This window comes from Tomitella cavernea (assembly GCF_016599145.1).
GTDB lineage: Bacteria > Actinomycetota > Actinomycetes > Mycobacteriales > Mycobacteriaceae > Tomitella > Tomitella cavernae.
Genome location: NZ_JAENKO010000022.1, coordinates 1 through 16,735 on the forward strand (window position 1 = coordinate 1; position 16,735 = coordinate 16,735).

General features: G+C 69.4%; 12 protein-coding genes. 4 read left to right on the forward strand and 8 right to left on the reverse strand.

The window, feature by feature from the left end; translation table 11 throughout:
- Positions 1 to 1,350, reverse strand: a 1,350-nt coding sequence (locus tag JJ683_RS09180) for a DEAD/DEAH box helicase (protein ID WP_200173381.1), incomplete at its 3' end; no start/stop codon positions are given.
- A gap of 662 nt (positions 1,351 to 2,012) precedes the next feature.
- Here JJ683_RS09180 and JJ683_RS09185 point away from each other — a divergent pair.
- A complete protein-coding gene (locus JJ683_RS09185) occupies positions 2,013 to 2,216 on the forward strand; it encodes a cold-shock protein (RefSeq protein WP_143906065.1) in 204 nt (67 codons plus the stop codon).
- Positions 2,217 to 2,368: 152 nt separating this feature from the next.
- Here JJ683_RS09185 and JJ683_RS09190 read toward each other — a convergent pair whose 3' ends face one another.
- Genes JJ683_RS09190 through JJ683_RS09195 form a run of 3 tightly spaced genes read right to left on the reverse strand, consistent with a single transcriptional unit; the run spans position 2,369 to position 6,698 of the window.
- Entirely contained in the window at positions 2,369 to 4,780 is a 2,412-nt protein-coding gene (locus JJ683_RS09190) for an arylsulfatase (protein ID WP_200173384.1), read from the reverse strand.
- Positions 4,781 to 4,839: 59 nt separating this feature from the next.
- Positions 4,840 to 4,971 (reverse strand): putative transporter small subunit, encoded by a 132-nt coding sequence (locus tag JJ683_RS19045; RefSeq protein ID WP_307810799.1) that lies wholly within the window; start codon positions 4,969 to 4,971, stop codon positions 4,840 to 4,842.
- Positions 4,968 to 6,698 carry a sodium:solute symporter family transporter gene (locus JJ683_RS09195; RefSeq protein ID WP_242474560.1) on the reverse strand — a complete coding sequence of 577 codons (1,731 nt, stop codon included), beginning with the start codon at positions 6,696 to 6,698 and terminating at the stop codon, positions 4,968 to 4,970. Before JJ683_RS09195 ends, JJ683_RS19045 begins: the two co-directional genes overlap by 4 nt.
- A 591-nt stretch (positions 6,699 to 7,289) precedes the next feature.
- Here JJ683_RS09195 and JJ683_RS09200 point away from each other — a divergent pair.
- Both JJ683_RS09200 and JJ683_RS19050 read left to right on the forward strand, forming a co-directional pair.
- Positions 7,290 to 8,063, forward strand: coding sequence for an SDR family NAD(P)-dependent oxidoreductase (locus JJ683_RS09200; RefSeq protein ID WP_200173463.1), 774 nt, complete (start codon positions 7,290 to 7,292; stop codon positions 8,061 to 8,063).
- A gap of 32 nt (positions 8,064 to 8,095) precedes the next feature.
- Entirely contained in the window at positions 8,096 to 10,552 is a 2,457-nt protein-coding gene (locus tag JJ683_RS19050; RefSeq protein ID WP_200173388.1) for a DNA polymerase III subunit gamma and tau, read from the forward strand.
- 181 nt (positions 10,553 to 10,733) lie between these two features.
- On the opposite strand, the gene JJ683_RS09210 is transcribed toward JJ683_RS19050, so the two are convergent.
- Entirely contained in the window at positions 10,734 to 11,705 is a 972-nt protein-coding gene (locus JJ683_RS09210) for a LysR family transcriptional regulator (protein WP_200173391.1), read from the reverse strand.
- Between the two features lie 103 nt (positions 11,706 to 11,808).
- Here JJ683_RS09210 and JJ683_RS09215 point away from each other — a divergent pair, with 103 nt between their 5' ends.
- The gene (locus JJ683_RS09215; RefSeq protein WP_200173393.1) at positions 11,809 to 13,068 is read left to right on the forward strand and encodes an MFS transporter; all 1,260 of its coding nucleotides are present in this window, start codon (positions 11,809 to 11,811) and stop codon (positions 13,066 to 13,068) included.
- Positions 13,069 to 13,073: 5 nt separating this feature from the next.
- On the opposite strand, the gene JJ683_RS09220 is transcribed toward JJ683_RS09215, so the two are convergent.
- Genes JJ683_RS09220 through JJ683_RS09230 form a run of 3 tightly spaced genes read right to left on the reverse strand, consistent with a single transcriptional unit; the run spans position 13,074 to position 16,595 of the window.
- Positions 13,074 to 13,832 (reverse strand): dienelactone hydrolase family protein, encoded by a 759-nt coding sequence (locus JJ683_RS09220; RefSeq protein ID WP_200173395.1) that lies wholly within the window; start codon positions 13,830 to 13,832, stop codon positions 13,074 to 13,076.
- Positions 13,833 to 13,836: 4 nt separating this feature from the next.
- Positions 13,837 to 15,120: a class I SAM-dependent methyltransferase gene (locus tag JJ683_RS09225; protein ID WP_200173397.1), complete on the reverse strand. Its 1,284-nt coding sequence runs from the start codon at positions 15,118 to 15,120 to the stop codon at positions 13,837 to 13,839.
- A gap of 20 nt (positions 15,121 to 15,140) precedes the next feature.
- On the reverse strand, positions 15,141 to 16,595 hold the full coding sequence (locus tag JJ683_RS09230; RefSeq protein WP_307810800.1) for an FAD-binding oxidoreductase: 1,455 nt from the start codon (positions 16,593 to 16,595) through the stop codon (positions 15,141 to 15,143).
- Between the last annotated feature and the right edge of the window lie 140 nt (positions 16,596 to 16,735).

The window sequence follows — 16,735 nt, forward strand, 5'->3', positions numbered from 1 at the left end:
GGACCGAGGGCCGCCGGAACGCCCGCCGCTGCGCCGGCGGCCTCCGGGACGGCCGCCGGCGGCCCGCCCGGCCGATGCCTTCTGCGGGGGGCTCTGTGAGGCGGCGGGGGCCGGTTCCCGGTGCGGGGCGACCTCGCCGACGAGGTCGACGACCGCGGCGGACGACGCGCTCACAGGCTGCGGCTTCGCGGTGATACGGGCCTTCCGGAGCAACTGTGCGACGTCCCGGCGCTGTTCGGGGAGCACGACGGTGACGACATCTCCGCTGTGGCCTGCCCGGGCCGTGCGCCCCGAGCGGTGCAGATAGGCCTTGTGCTCCGCCGGCGGGTCCACGTGGACCACCAACTCGACCTCGTCCACGTGCACCCCGCGTGCTGCGATGTCCGTGGCGACGAGGACACGTACGTCGCCCGTCGTGAACGCGGCCAGGTTGCGGTCGCGGGCGTTCTGGGAGAGGTTGCCGTGCAGATCGACGGCCGGAATACCTGAGGCAGTGAGCTGCCTTGCCAGCTTCTTGGCCTGATGTTTGGTGCGCAGGAACAGGATCCGGCGTCCGGACCCGGATGCGAGGTAGCGCACCAGTTCCTTCTTGGCATCGGTTCCGCCGACTTCGTAAACGTGGTGGGTCATCGCGACGACCGGCGACTCGGCGGGGTCCACCGAGTGGTGGACGGGCTTGTGCATGAACCGTTTGACGAGCTTGTCCACGCCGTTGTCGAGGGTCGCGGAGAACAGCAGTCGCTGGCCGGAGGGGTCGGTGGCCGAGAGGATCCGGGTGACGCCGGGGAGGAATCCGAGGTCGGCCATGTGATCGGCTTCATCCAAGACGCTGATTTCCACGGAGCCGAGGTGCACATGGCCCTGCCGCATCAGGTCCTCGAGGCGACCCGGGCAGGCCACCACGATGTCGACGCCGGAGCGCAACGCGTCGACCTGGCGACCCTGCTTGACCCCGCCGAAGATCGTCGTGACGCGCAGGCCCGAGGCGGACGCAAGCGGCTGCAGTGCGTCGGTGATCTGGCTTGCCAACTCACGGGTGGGAGCCAGGATGAGTCCGCGTGGACGTCCGGGGCGCGTGCGGTTGCCGCTGAGCGCCAGCCGTGCGGCCATCGGAATGGAGAAGGCGAGGGTCTTGCCGCTGCCGGTCCTGCCGCGCCCCAACACGTCCCGGCCAGCGAGCGTGTCCGGGAGGGTGTCCGTCTGAATGGGGAACGGGCTCGTGATCCCGGCGGTGGTGAGTGCCTCGACGAGCGCAGCCGGCACGCCGAGCCCGCCGAACGACGGCAGCGAATCGTGTGGTGGGGCTTCAGTGCGCCGGCCGTCGACGGCGGGAGCTGTGGTGACGGTCATGGATGGACCTGCCTTTCACTGGCATTCGGGCGCGCGGCAGACGGGCGCGCCCGCCGTGAAGGGGCGGGCCTCGATGCACCATGCCGCGTGCGCTGGGGCGAGATCGCCTGTGGGCGAAATCGATCGCCGCGAGAACCGCTGGTGCTTCGAGTGAGCACTGTCGATCAGGTTCCGGCGGCAGCGCAGCGGCCGGTCCATGAGGTCCGGATGGCGGCTGACGATCGCCGGAGTGAAAGAGCATTCCACGACGTAACCGGCGGGACTGCGCCCCTTCGGGCGCCGACGTCCGTGCCGGGCACCGTTAGTCTAGCGGTTCACTGCGGCTCGGGCCGTCTGTCGACGGCGTGCTTCGGGTCGCTGTTGACGCAGAAAAGTCCAGTTCAGATACCGTGCGAGGCCGGGTGGCGCAGGCTTGCGGCGAGGAGCGTCGTGGTGAAGATCACGGGCGTTCACAGATCAGGGTCGTGCAATCGTGTCGCAACCGCCGAGGATGTGGTTAACTTGGAGACGGTCGCCGTGTTTGTGTATGTGTTTCCACGCTCGCACATTTTTCAAGGGCGTGATGGATTTCCTCTTGTGGAGCCGTCAACATCGCCGTGTGACACCGGCCCTGGGGTTCGATGGACGAGCCTCAGACGTGGACACTGTAAGAGGAGTAAGGCATGGCAGAAGGCACTGTGAAGTGGTTCAACGCTGAAAAGGGCTTTGGTTTCATCGCCCCCGACGACGGCACCGCCGACGTGTTCGTCCACTACTCGGAGATCCAGACCAGCGGTTTCCGCAGCCTGGACGAGAACCAGCGTGTGAGCTTCGAGGTGGGTCAGGGCCAGAAGGGCCCGCAGGCCACCGGCGTCACCCCGCTCTGAGGGCAGGTGCCAGCAGGACCCACGGCCGCGTGAGCGGCCGCTGGGAGGACGAGCTTCCGTTCCACCGCTGAGGTGAACGAGTTCGGAGCGAAGGCCCCCACTCCAACGATGGAGTGGGGGCCTTTGTGACGTCCGGGGCCCGCCGCCGGCGGCTACTGCGTGGCCGCGCCCATCCGCCGGAGCGCATCCAGCATGACCGCCGGCGCGTCAGGCGCATGGCCGCCCGGGCGGTAGACGATCCTCTGCCACGGCCCGGTGTACGGGAACATGCCGCGGCGACGGTGGAGTTCCCAGGAGACGGGGGAGCGGTGCATCGTGCCCACACTCAGCCCGCTGAACGGCACCAACCACGAAAGCTGCTGCATCTCGACCTCCTCGCGCACGACGATGTCGTCGATGGCGAGCGCGGCAATCCACCGGTGTTTGCCCGGCGCCGCCACCCGCAGGCTGATGCGGCGGGAGCCCGTGGGCACAGGTGCGGGTTCGGCCGTGATGGTCCGTCCCCACGCGTTCTGCTCCAGGTGCACACGGCCGCTTTCGATGTAGAGGACGTACCCGGCCTCCTGGCCGCCGTGGGCGATGAGCACGCCCTCGTCGCCAGGGCGGTATCCCCCGTCACTCCCTGGCCCGTCGCCCAGCTCGATGTCGACGGTGAACGAACGGCCGTCGATCAGCCGCGAAGCGCGGAACCGTTCCAGCGGAGGGGTCTCGGGCAGCAGGACGGTTTCGCAGGCCAGACGTTCCTCGGCGGGGTCGCGCTGCAGGAAGTGCAGGGGGCTGCCGTTGGACATGGGGTGGACCATGTTGGCGGCGGCCGCGTCTTCCCAACGGGAGACGAGTTCCGCGACGGTGCCGGGATGCTCACCTGCGACGTCGTCGAGTTGGACCGGATCCTGTTCCACTGCGTACAGCGCCCATGTGTCGTCGGAGAAGCGCGTCAGCGGCGTGCGTTGCGCCACCGCCTCGTACTCGCCTGCATAGTAGGCGCGTTCTCCGAGACATTCGTAGTACTGGTCGCCGTGTGCTCCCGGTGCCTCACCGTTGCGCAGGGCCTGCACCATGGACGTGCCGTCGAGCGGGCGTGCCGTGGCGCCGCCTCTTGTGGTGGGCACCCGGACCCCTGCGAGCTCGGCGAGCGTCGGCAGCAGGTCGGTCACGTGCGCGTACTGGTGCCGGACGGCTCCGTGGCCGGAGTTCTCCTCGCCGAGTTCGCCGAGCCCGGCCGGCCAGGACATGACGAACGAGACCTGATGCCCTCCGCGGTAGGTGCTGAACTTGTGCCGTCGGAACGGGGTGTTGGCCACGGTGGCCCATGCGGTGGAGTACTGCGGCCACGTCGTGGGGCCGCCGAGGTCGTCGAGCCGGCCGATCTCCTCGTCGATCCGCTCGTCGGTGGTCGGCAAGTGGGTGCGGTCGAGGTTGGATAGGTGGTTCATGATCCCGACGTCGCCGCCTCCGCCGCCGGATGCGCCGTTGTCCGAGAGGAACACGAACAGTGTGTTCTCCAGGCGTCCGAGCCTGCGCTGGATGTCGCGGATCCGGCCCACCGACTCGTCGATGCTCACGATCATCGCGGCGTAGTTCTCCATGTGGCGGGCGGCGAGGCTCCTGCCGTCGTCGGAGAGCGAGTCCCACGCGGGAACGTCGGGGCCGGTCTCGTCGTGGAGCGGTGCGGTACCGACGCCGGCCGGGACGACCCCCAGCGCGTCCTGGCGATGCCGACGCTGTGCTCGGACCCGTTCCCACCCGGCGTCGTACCGCCCGCGGAAACGGTCGGCGGCACCGGCCTTGATGTGCATCGGCGTGTGCACCGCGGCATGGGCGAAGTACATCATCAACGGCTTGCCAGGGTCGGACGAGTGCGACTCGGCGATCATGCCCACCGCCCGGTCGGTGAGGTCGTCCGTGAGGTAGTACCCCTCGGGGTATTCGGTGACGTGGACCGGGCTGTTGCCCTCGTACAGCTGGGCTGGGGCGTGCAGATTGGCCTGCGCCTCGAGGAAGCCGTAGTACTGGTCGAAGCCGCGCTGCAGCGGCCACGAGTTCCGGTCTCCTGCGGCGTGCATGTCCTGCTCGCGGCACAGGTGCCACTTGCCGATGGCCATCGTCGTGTACCCGGCGCCGCGGAACGCCTCGGCGATGGTCGGCTGGTGGGCGGGCAGCTCGGCTGCATAACCGGGGAAACCGTCGTCGACATTCGCGACAGCGCCCATCCCAACCGCATGCGAGTTGCACCCGGTGAGCAGCGACGCCCGGGTGGGCGAGCACGTGGGAGTGACGTGGAAGTCGGTCAGCCGGGCGCCCTCCGCGGCCACTGCGTCGAGGTGCGGGGTGGGGATCTCTGAGCCGAACGGACCGATGTCCGAGTAGCCCATGTCGTCGACGAGCATGACGATGACGTCGGGCGCGTCGGCGCCGGGGCGGGGCTTCGGCGGCCAGGAAGGGGTGGCAGTGGGGAGGCTTTCGGTCACGATGCCCGCGAAGCCGGACGGCGAAGAGAGAGCGGATTCGGCCGGCCCCCCTGCGGCACCGGAAGGGCCCGGCCGGCCGATGTCGTCGATCATCTTCGTGACGATAGTCACCAGCCGTCCGGGCCCGCGGGTCCGTTCTGTCCAGCGGGATGCTAGACGAACGGTACTCCCTCGCGCTTGGCCCGCACGATGTCCTTGACTACACCGACGGTGAGCAGTACCAGGACGACGGCCGCCATCGCGGGCCACATCAGGATGTAGATCGTCATCATCACTGTGGTCACTTGTCATCTCCTTCAGTGGCTTCGCGTGTGTTCACTTCGTCTGCGCCGGCGTCGTTCTCACCGGCATTGGTCTCACTGGCGGCGGTCTCGTCGCGCTCGAGCGTGGCGACCGCGGTTCCCGCCGAAGCGTTGCGAGGCGTCGCGCCGCGCCCCGTGCCCGCTGCGGCGGTACGAACCGCATCCTCGCCCTGCTTGCGCATCTCCTCCTGCTCCTGCTGGAACAGCACTACACGTTCGTCGATGACGGCGAAGTCGAACAGTTCCTTGTTCCGCATGCTGAGCGCGGTGCAGACGACCGCGCTGACCCCGTAGGAGACGAGCGATCCCAGCAGTACGTCGTAGTCGCGGAGAAACCCGATGAACAGCGGCAGCATCGCCAGAAGCATGACGGTGCCGGAAACGAAGCCCGCGACGCGTCCGAGCATTCCGAACACCAGCAGGCCCACGACGACGGCGGCACCGGCGGCGGCCAGGATCTCGAACAGCACCGCCTGCGCACCGACCATGGGGATCAGGGTGAAGCGGGCGATGAGGAAGAACACGAGCGCCACGACCACCGACACCGTGAATGCGACGTTGGTCATGCGCCGCCAGTAGAAGCTCACGATCACCGGGAACACCAGTGCACCCCAGAGTGCGCCGACGAAGACGAGCAGGTCGAGGATGTCGAAGCTCGCGAAGGCGAACATCACGCCGGCCGCGGTCGCCGCGACCATCGTCAGACGGCCGATGAGCAGCATCGTGCCCGGGTTGACCTTGCCGCGAGCGAGGTTCTTGCCGTAGATGTCGGCCATCGTGATCGAGGCGAGGGCCGACAGATCGGAGTCCGCGGTGGATGCGAGCGAGCCGATCACCATGATGAACAGCGCGGCGATGAGGACGCCGGGAAGGAACTCCACGGCCATGTCGGGGATGAGGTTGTTGGTGTCCCCGTCGGTGGGCTTGAGCCCGATCATCGCGGCGAGCATGCCCAGCATGCCCAGGCCGATGACGGTGCCGGCGTAACCGAAGGTGGCGGTGACGAACGTCGACTTGATCTTGTCCTGGCGCACTGCGAACAGGCGCTGGGCGATGGTCTGGTTGCCGATCGCGTAGGCGAGCACGGCGACCATGTAGGGCGCACCCTGGTACAGGAAGGCGTCCATCGAGAAGAAGTTCGCCATCTCGGGGTTGCCCGCGTCGTAGAACGAGTCGAGGCCGCCGCGGAGCATGTCCGGGCCGCCCGCGGCGAAGAAGATCACCGGGATGATGACGATCGCGGCGCCCATCAACGCGACGAGCTGTGCGGCATCCGTGAGCACCGCGGCGCGGAAACCCGACCAGATGCTGTACGACAGGATGCCGACCGCCACCACGAGGACGCCCGTGGTGAAGCTGAACGGCGTGAGGATGTAGACCAGCGCGCCTGCGGCCGTGAAGTTGGCGGTGATGCTGATGATGCTTCCCACCACGTTGGACACCGCCAGCAGAAGCTGACTGGAAGTGCCATGCCGCGCGTGCATCACCTCGGCCAGGGTGTGCGCGTGCGGCGCGATCTTGCGGAATCTCTTGCCGAACGGATAGATGCACAGGATCATCAACGCGCCCCACAATCCGTAGTGGATGGGGCCGGAGATCCCGTACTTGTAGCCGGCGGTGGCGGCGGCGTAGAACGATGCCGCCCAGATCCACGTCGCCGTCATCGACGACGAAGAGAGTCCGAATCCGACGGCGCCGTTGGACACCATGAATCCGTCGGCGTTCTCTTTCTTTTCACGGATTGTCAGGGTAAGGAGAAAGGTGATTCCGAAAAATGCAACGAGCAATAGGATCGCGGTTGTCGCGCTGAGTGGGTGCACATGTCCTCCGTCAGGGGGTGCCGCTGCCGAGCGCACCGCCCCCCGGCGGGAGGGATGCGAGCGCCGGTCCGGCCCGGCCTGTGCGGGGCAAACGGGTTGCCCGGCACAGGCCGGTGCGCGCGTAAGCGGCCCCGGGCCAATAGGGTCCGTGCAGATGCCGCCCGGATTCCCGCAGCGACCCTTCCGGTTCGCGTGTCCGGATCGGCGGTCGCCGTCGGTCCGGCGGATGCACTGCATTCGGACTGTAGCAACTGCTGCCAGCCGGTTGCACTTTCCTTATTCGGCAATTTGTAGTCACGTGTTACCGCATGGTATGTTGTCCCGTTCGGATCGTTGGTTCGCCATTAGTAGAATCCGCACCGTGTCCGCAGTTTCCGACGGACAACCCGCCGGAATATGACTATGCGCAGCATCACATGGTCGATGCTGGCGCGCGGGGGGCACGTGATGTATTGCTATCGAGGATCGGAAGGGCGGGTGATGGGATTGACGGGCACGCCATCGGCGGACGGAGCCGGCACAGTCGTGGTCGTGGGCGGTACCGGCGGGATCGGCAGCGCCGTCGTCCGGGCGTTCCTGCGGGACGGTGCACCGGTGTGCCTGACCTACCACCGCAACAGGGAGCGGGCGGACGCGCTGCTCGCTGAGGCCGGCGCGGATTCGGCCGCGCTGCCGCTCGACCTCGCCGACCTCGACGCGGTGGCGGCGTTCGCGGAGAAGTCGTCCCGCAGGTTCGGCGCGATCCGCACCGTGGTCTATGCGGCGGGCCCGTTGGTACGCCAGCGTCATCTCAGCCGTGTCGCACCGGTGGAGATGCGCGATGTGCTCGTCGGTGACAGCGCCGCGTTCTTCGCCGTCGCCCACGCTTTCCTGCCGGCGTTGCGCGGATCGGGCGGGTCGATCGTCGCGGTGACCTCCGCCGCGGGCAGACGGTTCGCGGTCCGTGACGGCATGTCGGTGGTGCCGAAGGCGTCGGTGGAGGCGGTCGTGACGGGGCTGGCGGTGGAGGAGGGGCGGTTCGGTGTGCGGGCCAACTGCGTCGGCCCGGGGATGCTGTCCGATGGGATGGCGCAGGCGCTGGCCGCCGCGGGCGATCTGGACGATGCCGCTCTGGAGGCGGCCCGCGTCAACACCCCCCTGCGCAGGTTCGGCACCTGCGCCGACATCGCGGAGGCCGTCCGGTTCCTCGCGTCGGACCGTGCCGGCTTCATCACGGGGCAGAAGCTGGACGTGGACGGCGGGTACGGAGCCTGAGCGATGTCGGCGGCGGCCGGTAGTCTCAGCGCGTGGCGCTTTACCGGAAGTATCGACCGGCGGCCTTCGCGGAGGTCGTGGGACAAGAGCACGTCACAGAGCCGCTCAGTGCGGCCCTGGAGTCGGGACGGATCAACCATGCCTATCTGTTCTCGGGCCCACGCGGCTGCGGCAAGACGTCGTCCGCGCGAATTCTCGCACGGTCACTGAACTGCGTGGAGGGGCCGACGGCCACGCCGTGCGGCGTGTGCAGGTCGTGCGTCGCCCTGGGCCCCGGGGGGACGGGCAACCTGGACGTCGTCGAGCTCGACGCGGCCAGTCACGGCGGCGTCGATGACACGCGCGATCTGCGTGACAAGGCCTTCTACGCGCCGGCGGAGTCGCGTTACCGGGTGTTCATCGTCGACGAAGCCCACATGGTCACCAATGCCGGTTTCAACGCGCTGCTCAAGATCGTCGAGGAGCCGCCGGAGCACCTGATCTTCGTGTTCGCCACCACGGAGCCGGAGAAGGTGCTGCCGACGATCCGGTCGCGTACCCACCACTATCCGTTCCGTCTGCTGCCGCCGATGGTGATGCGAGGACTGCTCGACCGCGTCTGCGAGCAGGAGCACGTCACCGTGGAGGACGCGGTGTATCCGCTCGTCATCCGCGCGGGCGGAGGCTCGCCGCGTGACACGCTCAGTGTGCTCGACCAGCTGTTGGCTGGTGCCGGGCCGGAGGGCATCACCTACGGTCGTGCCCTGGCGTTGCTAGGGGTCACGGACGTCGCCTTGATCGACGACGCCGTGGACGCGCTTGCGGTGGACGACGGGGCGGCGATCTTCGAGACCGTAAACAGGCTGGTCGAAGCCGGGCTCGATCCGCGCCGCTTCGCATCCGATCTGCTGGATCGCCTCCGGGATCTCATCGTGCTGCGCGCGGTGCCCGACGCCGGGGAGCGCGGGCTGGTCGACGCCCCGGGGGACGCGCTGGAACGCATGCGTGAGGAGGCCGAGCGCATCGGTCCCGCCACGCTCACCCGGTACGCGGAGGTCGTCCACGATTCGCTCACAGACATGCGCGGCGCTACAGCCCCGCGCCTGTTGCTGGAGGTGATGTGCGCGCGGCTACTGCTGCCTGCGGCGTCCGACGAGTCGTCGGCGCTGTTGCAGCGGATCGAACGCCTTGAGTGCGGAGCGGGCACCGGTGCCGCGGCACCGGTTGGTTCCGCGGGCGCAGGTGCCGGTGCCGTGTCCGGTGCGGCGGCAGGGGGTGCTCCGGAACCGGGCGGCAGCGGTCAGGCTGCGCCGTCGCAGCGGCCGGCACCGCGTTACGTTCGCCCGTCCCAGCGTCAGGCGGCTCAGGAACCCGCGCCGCCGCGGCAGGATCCGCCACCGGAGCAAGGTGCGGTTCCCGAGCCCGCGGTGCAGCCCACCACGGTCGCCCCGCCAGCAGCCGCTGCGCCGGTCGTCGAGGAATCAGTAATCACGAAACCTGCTGGCGAGACTCCCGTCGGTGCAGCCGTGACGGCCGAACGGCCGGAGGTCCCGGAACCGGCTCCCGTGCACTCTGTTCCCGCAGGGCAGGACGAAGCAGAGGCCGAGCCCCCCGGGCCAGTCGGCGCGGCGGAACCGCAGGCGCCCGAACAGCCGCAGGCGCCCGAAGTACCGCAGGCGCCCGAAGTACCGCAGGCGCCCGAAGTACCGCTGGTGCCTGAAGTACCACAGCCCGCTGAGGAGCTGGCCGCGGCGGGCGACGGCCGTCCCGACGCGGTCGCCGTCCGCGCCGCATGGTCGGAGGTGCGCGCGGCGATCCGCTCGCGCAGCCGCACAGTCGAGGTGATGCTGGCGGAAGCAGTGGTCAAGCGCGTGGACGACGATGTGGTGGTGCTGGCGCACCCGTCCCCGCCGTTGGCCATCAGGCTTGCCGAGCCGCACAACGCACAGCTCATCCGCGAGGCCGTCGAGCTCGTGTACGGCGGCGAATGGCGGCTTGCCGTGGAGAACGACAGCGGGCCTGCACAGGCCGGCGGGCCGCCGCAGACCACGCGTGCACAGCGGGCTTCGCGGCAGACGCAGGCCGGGTCGCCGGCGCCGCAGGGCTATTCGCGGCCGAGTCAGGCGGCGCGCGCGAGCCGGGACGCGGAACCGGCCTCCACGCGGGGTGCGGGGGCCGCACCCCGGGCGTCCACCGACACCGCTCCTGCCCGGCCCGTGGACTCGACGGCCACTCCGGCCGCAAGCCCGGTAGGCCCCCCGGGCGACGGCGGCCCGGCTCCTATCGCGTCAGAGGACGGGCCGCGGGATGCGGGCGCTGCCGCGCCGCGCGACGAGGACATCCCGCCGGAGGAGGGTGCTGAGCCGCAGTTCGACGAAGCGGCGGCCGAAGAGGAGATGATGGCCGAAGCGGCCGCCGGCCCGGGGGTGACCGCAGAGCGCCGCGACCCCGAGGAGGCCGCGGTGGAATTGCTGCGCGGGACGCTCGGAGCCACGCCGATAGACGAGTGACACGACCCGACGCCGCCGCACCATGTAGGGATCGAGCACACTTCCGCGGAGCCATCACCCTGACGATCAGGCTCCTTTTGGAGTGCAACCCCCGGATGGCGGAGCGGCCGCACGTGCCAGGTCCCCGGGGGTCGACCCGTACGAGGCTCCGCCCTTTCGCTCGTCATCCGGGTGCGCGGCCTCAACGTGATGCCACGGCGTGGTCGCGGAACGCCGCCACCGCGGGTGCGAGCGGGCGTGCGGCCGGCCAGACCAGGCCGATCCGTCGGAGCGCGGGCGGTGACAGCTCCACCTCCACGGTGGCGGCCGTCTCGCTTCGATCGCCTGCCGGCAGCACGGCGATCCCCAGCCCGGCGCCGACCAGCCCGCGTACGGTGTCGACGTCCTCGCCCTCGAACGCGATCCCGGGCACGAACCCCGCCTCGGCGAGCAGCGCGTCGGTGATGTGCCGCAGCCCGTACCCGTGCTTGAGCGTGATGAACGTTTCGGACTGCAGATTGTGCAGCCGCACCCGCCCGGCGCCGGCCAGCCGGTGCGCGGCGGGCACCACGAGCCGCATGGGCTGCTCGTAGAGGACGTTCCAGGCCAGGTCGGGGTGGTCGGTCTCGCCCGGTTCACCGGGCATCGGGGCTGTGAGCGCCAGGTCGATCGCGCCGTCGCGCAGCCGGTCGAGCAGCGCCTCGTGGAACGTTTGCGTGAGGTGGAACCGCACCCCCGGATAGTCGCGGCGGAACCCGCTGACCAGCTGCGGCACGCGTGTCTCGCCGAGAGTGTGCAGGAATCCGAGCGTGACGGTGCCGGTGCGCGGGTCCGCCTCGGCGGCGGCGGCCCGCGCGGCGGCCCGCAGCTCGGCCATCGCCGCTCGCGCCCCGTCCACCAGCAGCTCGCCGGCGCGGGTGAGCCGGATGCCGCGACCCGCCCGCACTGTGATGTCGGTGCCCAGGGCGGTGGACGCTTCGGCCAGCCAGCGCGTGGCCGTGGGTTGCGGGACGCCTGCACGCTCGGCGGCGGCCGTCAGCCCGCCGCCCCCGGCGAGCTGACGCAGAAGCTGCACCCTGGGTGCGAGTACCGTCAGCGCCGCGTCGGCCGCCGAATCGTGCGTGTCCGGTGCGTCACGTGTGCCGTCGGCTTGGTACCCGTCTGGAGGAGCCATACGCACATCATATTTGTATACGGATCAGTAATGCTGTCATTGCGCATTGGACAGATGGATCTGCGCTTTCTAACTTCAGTTCCATGACCAGGGACAGCGCGGTATGAAGGCGGGTGACGTGGCGATCGCCGCGGCGGTGCGGGGCGCGGCGGTCCCCGCGCTCGCGGAGTTCCCTTACCGGCGTGGCAGCACCGGGTTCCGGCGCATCGTACTTGCCCTGTTCGCCGGGGCGCTGTCCACTTTCACCGTCCTCTACAGCGTGCAGGCGCTGCTGCCCGCGCTGGCCGACGACTTCGCGGTGTCGCCCGCGACGGCCAGCCTCACGCTGTCGGTGTCCACTGCGATGCTGGCGCTCGGCGTCATCCCGCTTACCGCACTCTCGGAGCGCTTGGGGCGCATCCCGGTGATGACGGCTTCGCTGTTCGCGGCCGGGGTCTTCGCCGTCGCCGCACCTTTCTCGCCCTCCCTCACCGTGCTTCTGGTGTTGCGCGCCCTGCTGGGGCTCGCACTGGCCGGGTTGCAGGCGACGGCGATGTCGTACCTGGCCGAGGAGGTGCATCCGCGCTCGCTGGGCTTCGCGATGGGGCTGTACATCGCGGGCAACGGCATCGGCGGCATGTTGGGACGACTGCTGGCCGGATCGCTCGTGGACGTCGTCGACTGGCGGGTGGCGCTGGGCGTGACCGGGGCGCTGTCGCTGATGTGCGCGGTGGTGTTCCGCGCCGCGATCCTGCCGTCGCGAGGCTTCACGCCGCGGCCTGCGCACTTCGCCGGTTCGATGCGTTCGGTGGTCGCGTCGTTCACCGACTCGGGGATGCTGCGACTTTATGCGGTGGGGTTCCTGCTGATGGGCGGGTTCGTCACCGTCTACAACTATCTGGGTTTCCGGCTGACGGGGCCCGACTTCGGCCTGTCACAAGGGCTGGTGGGGTTGATCTTCATCGTCTACCTGGCCGGATCTGCGGCGTCCTCGGCGGCGGGGCGGCTCACTGAGCGCTTCGGCCGCGGACGGATGCTATTGCTGTGCGCGGTCGGCATGCTGGCGGGCATAGGGCTGATGACGGCGGGCAACCTGGCGGTGGTGATCGCCGGACTGGTCGTGGTCACCGCAGGCTTCTTCGGCTCGCATGCGGTGGCCAGTGGCTGGGTGGGCCTGCGCGCCAAGACGCTCGGCACACAGGGGCCCGCCGTATACCTGCTGTGCTACTACCTGGGCTCGGCGGCGGGCGGCACCGCCGGCGGGTACGCGCTGCACGCCGGCGGCTGGGGCGGGGTGAGCTGGTACACCGGCGCCATCGCCGCGGGCGTCATCCTGCTCGCCATCACCTTGCTGCGGCTCTCCCCGGCGCGCGCCGCCCGCTGAAAACATCACCCCAGGTGCGCGGCCAGGAACTCGCGGGTGCGGATGCCGGCGTCCTCAGCGGCTTCGCGCACGTGTTTCGGCGACGACGGGTCTGAAGCGAACGCGTGCCCGGCACCCGGGTACCGCACGATCTGCGTCGGCGCGTTGACCGGCTCGATCGCGGTCCGGAGCCGCTCCACCTGCGCCGGAGGGATGGACCGGTCCGCGTCGCCGTAGAAACCGAGCCACGGGACGCGCACACTCGCCGCCGTCTCCAGCCCCGACTCGAAACCGGACCACCGGGGCTTGTCGATGCCACTGCCGTAGAAGGTGACGGCGGCATCGACATCGGCGTGGGCCGCCGCCCACAAGGCGATCGTCCCACCCATGCAGAACCCGATGATCCCGACCCGCGGGGCGCCCGCCTCCCGCAGGAAACCGGTGGCGTTGCCGATGTCGGCGGCGATCTCCTCGCCGTTCAACGAGGTCATCACCGGCCTGGCCTTGGCGAAGTCGTGGTCCTCGATCACCACGTCGCCGCGGCGGTGGTACAGGTGCGGCGCGGCGGCGACGTATCCCACGTCGGCGAACACTCGCAGCAGCCACTCGATATATCCCGTGACCCCCCAGGCTTCCTGCACCACGACGATCCCGGCACGCGGGGCGCCGTTCGGTTGCGCGACGGTGTGCGGGGTGCCGCCGTGGTCGATGCGCGCCAGCGGCCGCTGCACTGTGTCCTGGGGGCCACGCGGCAGGGGCGGCAGGTCGCGGTCGTTCCGCGTCACGGATTCACCAACTCCACCAGGGCTGCAACGGTATGCCGGCGCTGCCGTCCGGGAACGGTTTGACTGCCAGAACCTGGTGCAGCTGGATGATGTCGGTCTCGAACCCCAGGCGCGAGCCCGCCATGTAGAGCCCCCAGATCCGCGCGGTCCCCTCGCCGACCTCGCTCACGCAGAAGTCCCAGTTGTCCACCAGGTTGCGGCACCAGTCGCGCAACGTCATCGCGTAGTGCTCGCGGATGTCCTCCTCGTGCCGCACGTTGAACCCGGTGTCCTGCATGATCCGGATGATCGTGCCGGAGCCGGTGAGCTCCCCGTCGGGGAAGATGTAACGGTCGATGAACGCGCCGGCCTTGGCGTTGCCGGCGTTCCCGGGGCGGGTGATGCAGTGGTTGAGGATGCGGCCGCCGGGTCGCAGCTTGGAGTACAGGAACTCGAAGTAGGCGGGGTAGTTCTGCACACCGATGTGCTCGGTGAGGCCGATCGATGAGACGCGGTCGAAGCCGGTCTCGGGCACGTCGCGGTAGTCGCAGTGGCGCACTTCGGCGAGGTCTTGCAGACCTTCCTCCGCGATCGCCTTCTGCGCCCACTCCGCCTGGTTCTTCGACAGTGTGGCACCGATGACCCGCACCCCGCGCCGCGCCGCGTAGCGGACCATGCCGCCCCAGCCGCAGCCGACGTCGAGGAGCCGCATCCCCGGTTCCAGGCCCAGCTTGTCGAACACCAGGCGGTACTTGTCCTCCTGCGCCTGTTCCAGCGAATCGTCGGCGTGCCGGTAGGTGGCGCAGGTGTAGGTCATCGACGGCCCCAGCACCCGCTCGTAGAAGGCGTTGGAGACGTCGTAGTGGTGGCTGATGACCTCGGCGTCGCGCTCTTTCGAATGGCGCAGGCCCTCGGCGATCCGTCGCCAGCGTGGCAGCGTCTCCTGCGGCGGCGGTGCGAGGATGCGCAGGCGATCGCGGCCGAGTGAGCGGACGATCGCGGCGCCGTCGCGCAACGACGGACGGTGCATCGAGATCGACTGCAGGCGCTTGAACACCTCGTACGGGTCGCCGGGGTGTGCACCGGCGAGATCGAGGTCGCCGAAGGCGTAGGCGCGCGCCATGCCGAGGTCGCCGGGGGCGGTGGCCACGAAGTTCGCGCCCCGGGGTGTTTTCAGGATCAGCCCGTACGGCGAGTCGGAGTCGCCGGCGGTGCTGCCGTCGTAGGCGGTGAAATGCAGGGGGATGGGGCCGTCTGTGACCTTCTCCAACATCTCCGCCAGTGTCAGATCCGAAGGCACGCTGTTCATGGGGGCTCCCTTGAACGAGATCACTGTTGTTTTACCGCCTTTGCGTACAGGTCGAGCAGACGCGAGTCCGGGTCGTACCGCGACTTGAGCCCGGCGTAGTCGGCACCGCCGTACATGCGGTTGAACTCATCGCGCCCGTAGAAGGACTCGGAGTAGAGCGACTTGTGCCCGCCGAGCTCGGCCACTGTGCGTTCGATGCGCCGGTTCATCGCGCCCACGGGTTCGCCGGGCACGATGGGGACGGACGACCAGAAACCGATGTTGACGTATGTGCGCCCGGCCTCGAGCGGATACAGGGTCCATGGTTTGCCGAGGCCGGCGCCGGCGGCTGCGCCCCCGGGGCCGTCTCCGCCGGGGGCGCGGCGCAGCGCAAGCGGGCACAACCACACCGGTTCGATGCCGGTGGCGGGGAGGAACCACCGCGTGAACTCGGCGGTGCGTTCCAGGGGGACCTCGATGTCCTGCACGACGCGCTCGCGCGGGGGCAGTCCCTTGCGCTTTTCGAGCCGGTCGCCTATGTCGTACTTCTGGTCGAGGCCGATCAGCTTCCAGTAGAAGCTGCTGCGCAGATACCTGCGCGGCCAGAACCGCCGGATCCGCGGATTCTGCGTGCCGAACGCCCGCGAGCACCAGAACCAGTCGGTGTCCCAGCGCCACAGGTAGTCGCGGATCGTCAGCAGGTCGGTGCGCGGAGACGCCTCCGGCGGATGCTGGATGGACCGGTAGTAGATGTCCATCCCGGTGTAGTCGGAGGGGCGTTCGGCGCGGCGCAGGTCCGATCCGTAGGTCTGCGTCCCCAGGATCAGGTACGCCTCGTCGGGCGCGAAGACGGCGCCGTCGAGGTAGTCGACCTCCACCGTGTCGCCGCCCGGCTCGCCCCAGGTGCCCGAGCGGGCGATCCGTCCCATCGCCTCCTGCAGCGCGTCGAGGTCGGTGAAGCGCACGTGACGCAGCCGGACGTACGGCTTGACGGGTTCGAGCTCGATGCGCAGCCGCGTGGCGTAGCCGAGGGTGCCGTACGAGTTGGGGAACCCGCGGAACAAGTCGGCCGCCTCGCCGTCCGGGCGTGCGGTGACGATCTCGCCGGTGGGGGTGAGCACGTCCATCTCGAGCACCGACTCGTGCGGCAGGCCGTTGCGGAACGAGGTGGACTCGATGCCCAGGCCGGTGACCGCTCCGCCGAGGGTGATGGTCTTGAGCTGCGGAACCACGAGCGGCGCGAGACCGAACGGCAACGTCGCGTCCACCAGGTCCTCGTATGTGCACATGCCCTGCACATCGGCCGTGCGTGTGGACGGGTCGACGGAGATCACCCCGCCGAGCCCGGACACGTCCAGGCCGGGCGCGCCCGTGGCGCTGCGCGCGCGGAACAGGTTGGAGGTCTTCTTGGCCAGCCGCACGGGCGCGTCCGAGGGGATCGCGTGGAAGCTGGCGAGCAGCCGTTCCACGCCGGCCGCATGTGCCACGGTCCCCACAAGACGGGCGGGCGGCGGCACAGGCCCGCGCGGCGGTCTACGCAGAACCGGGATGGCATTCACGTGGCGCTCGAACCTTTCGTCAACTCGGACTCTACTGGTGCGCTTCGCACGACGGTGCGCATGGCGTCCGCGGTGAG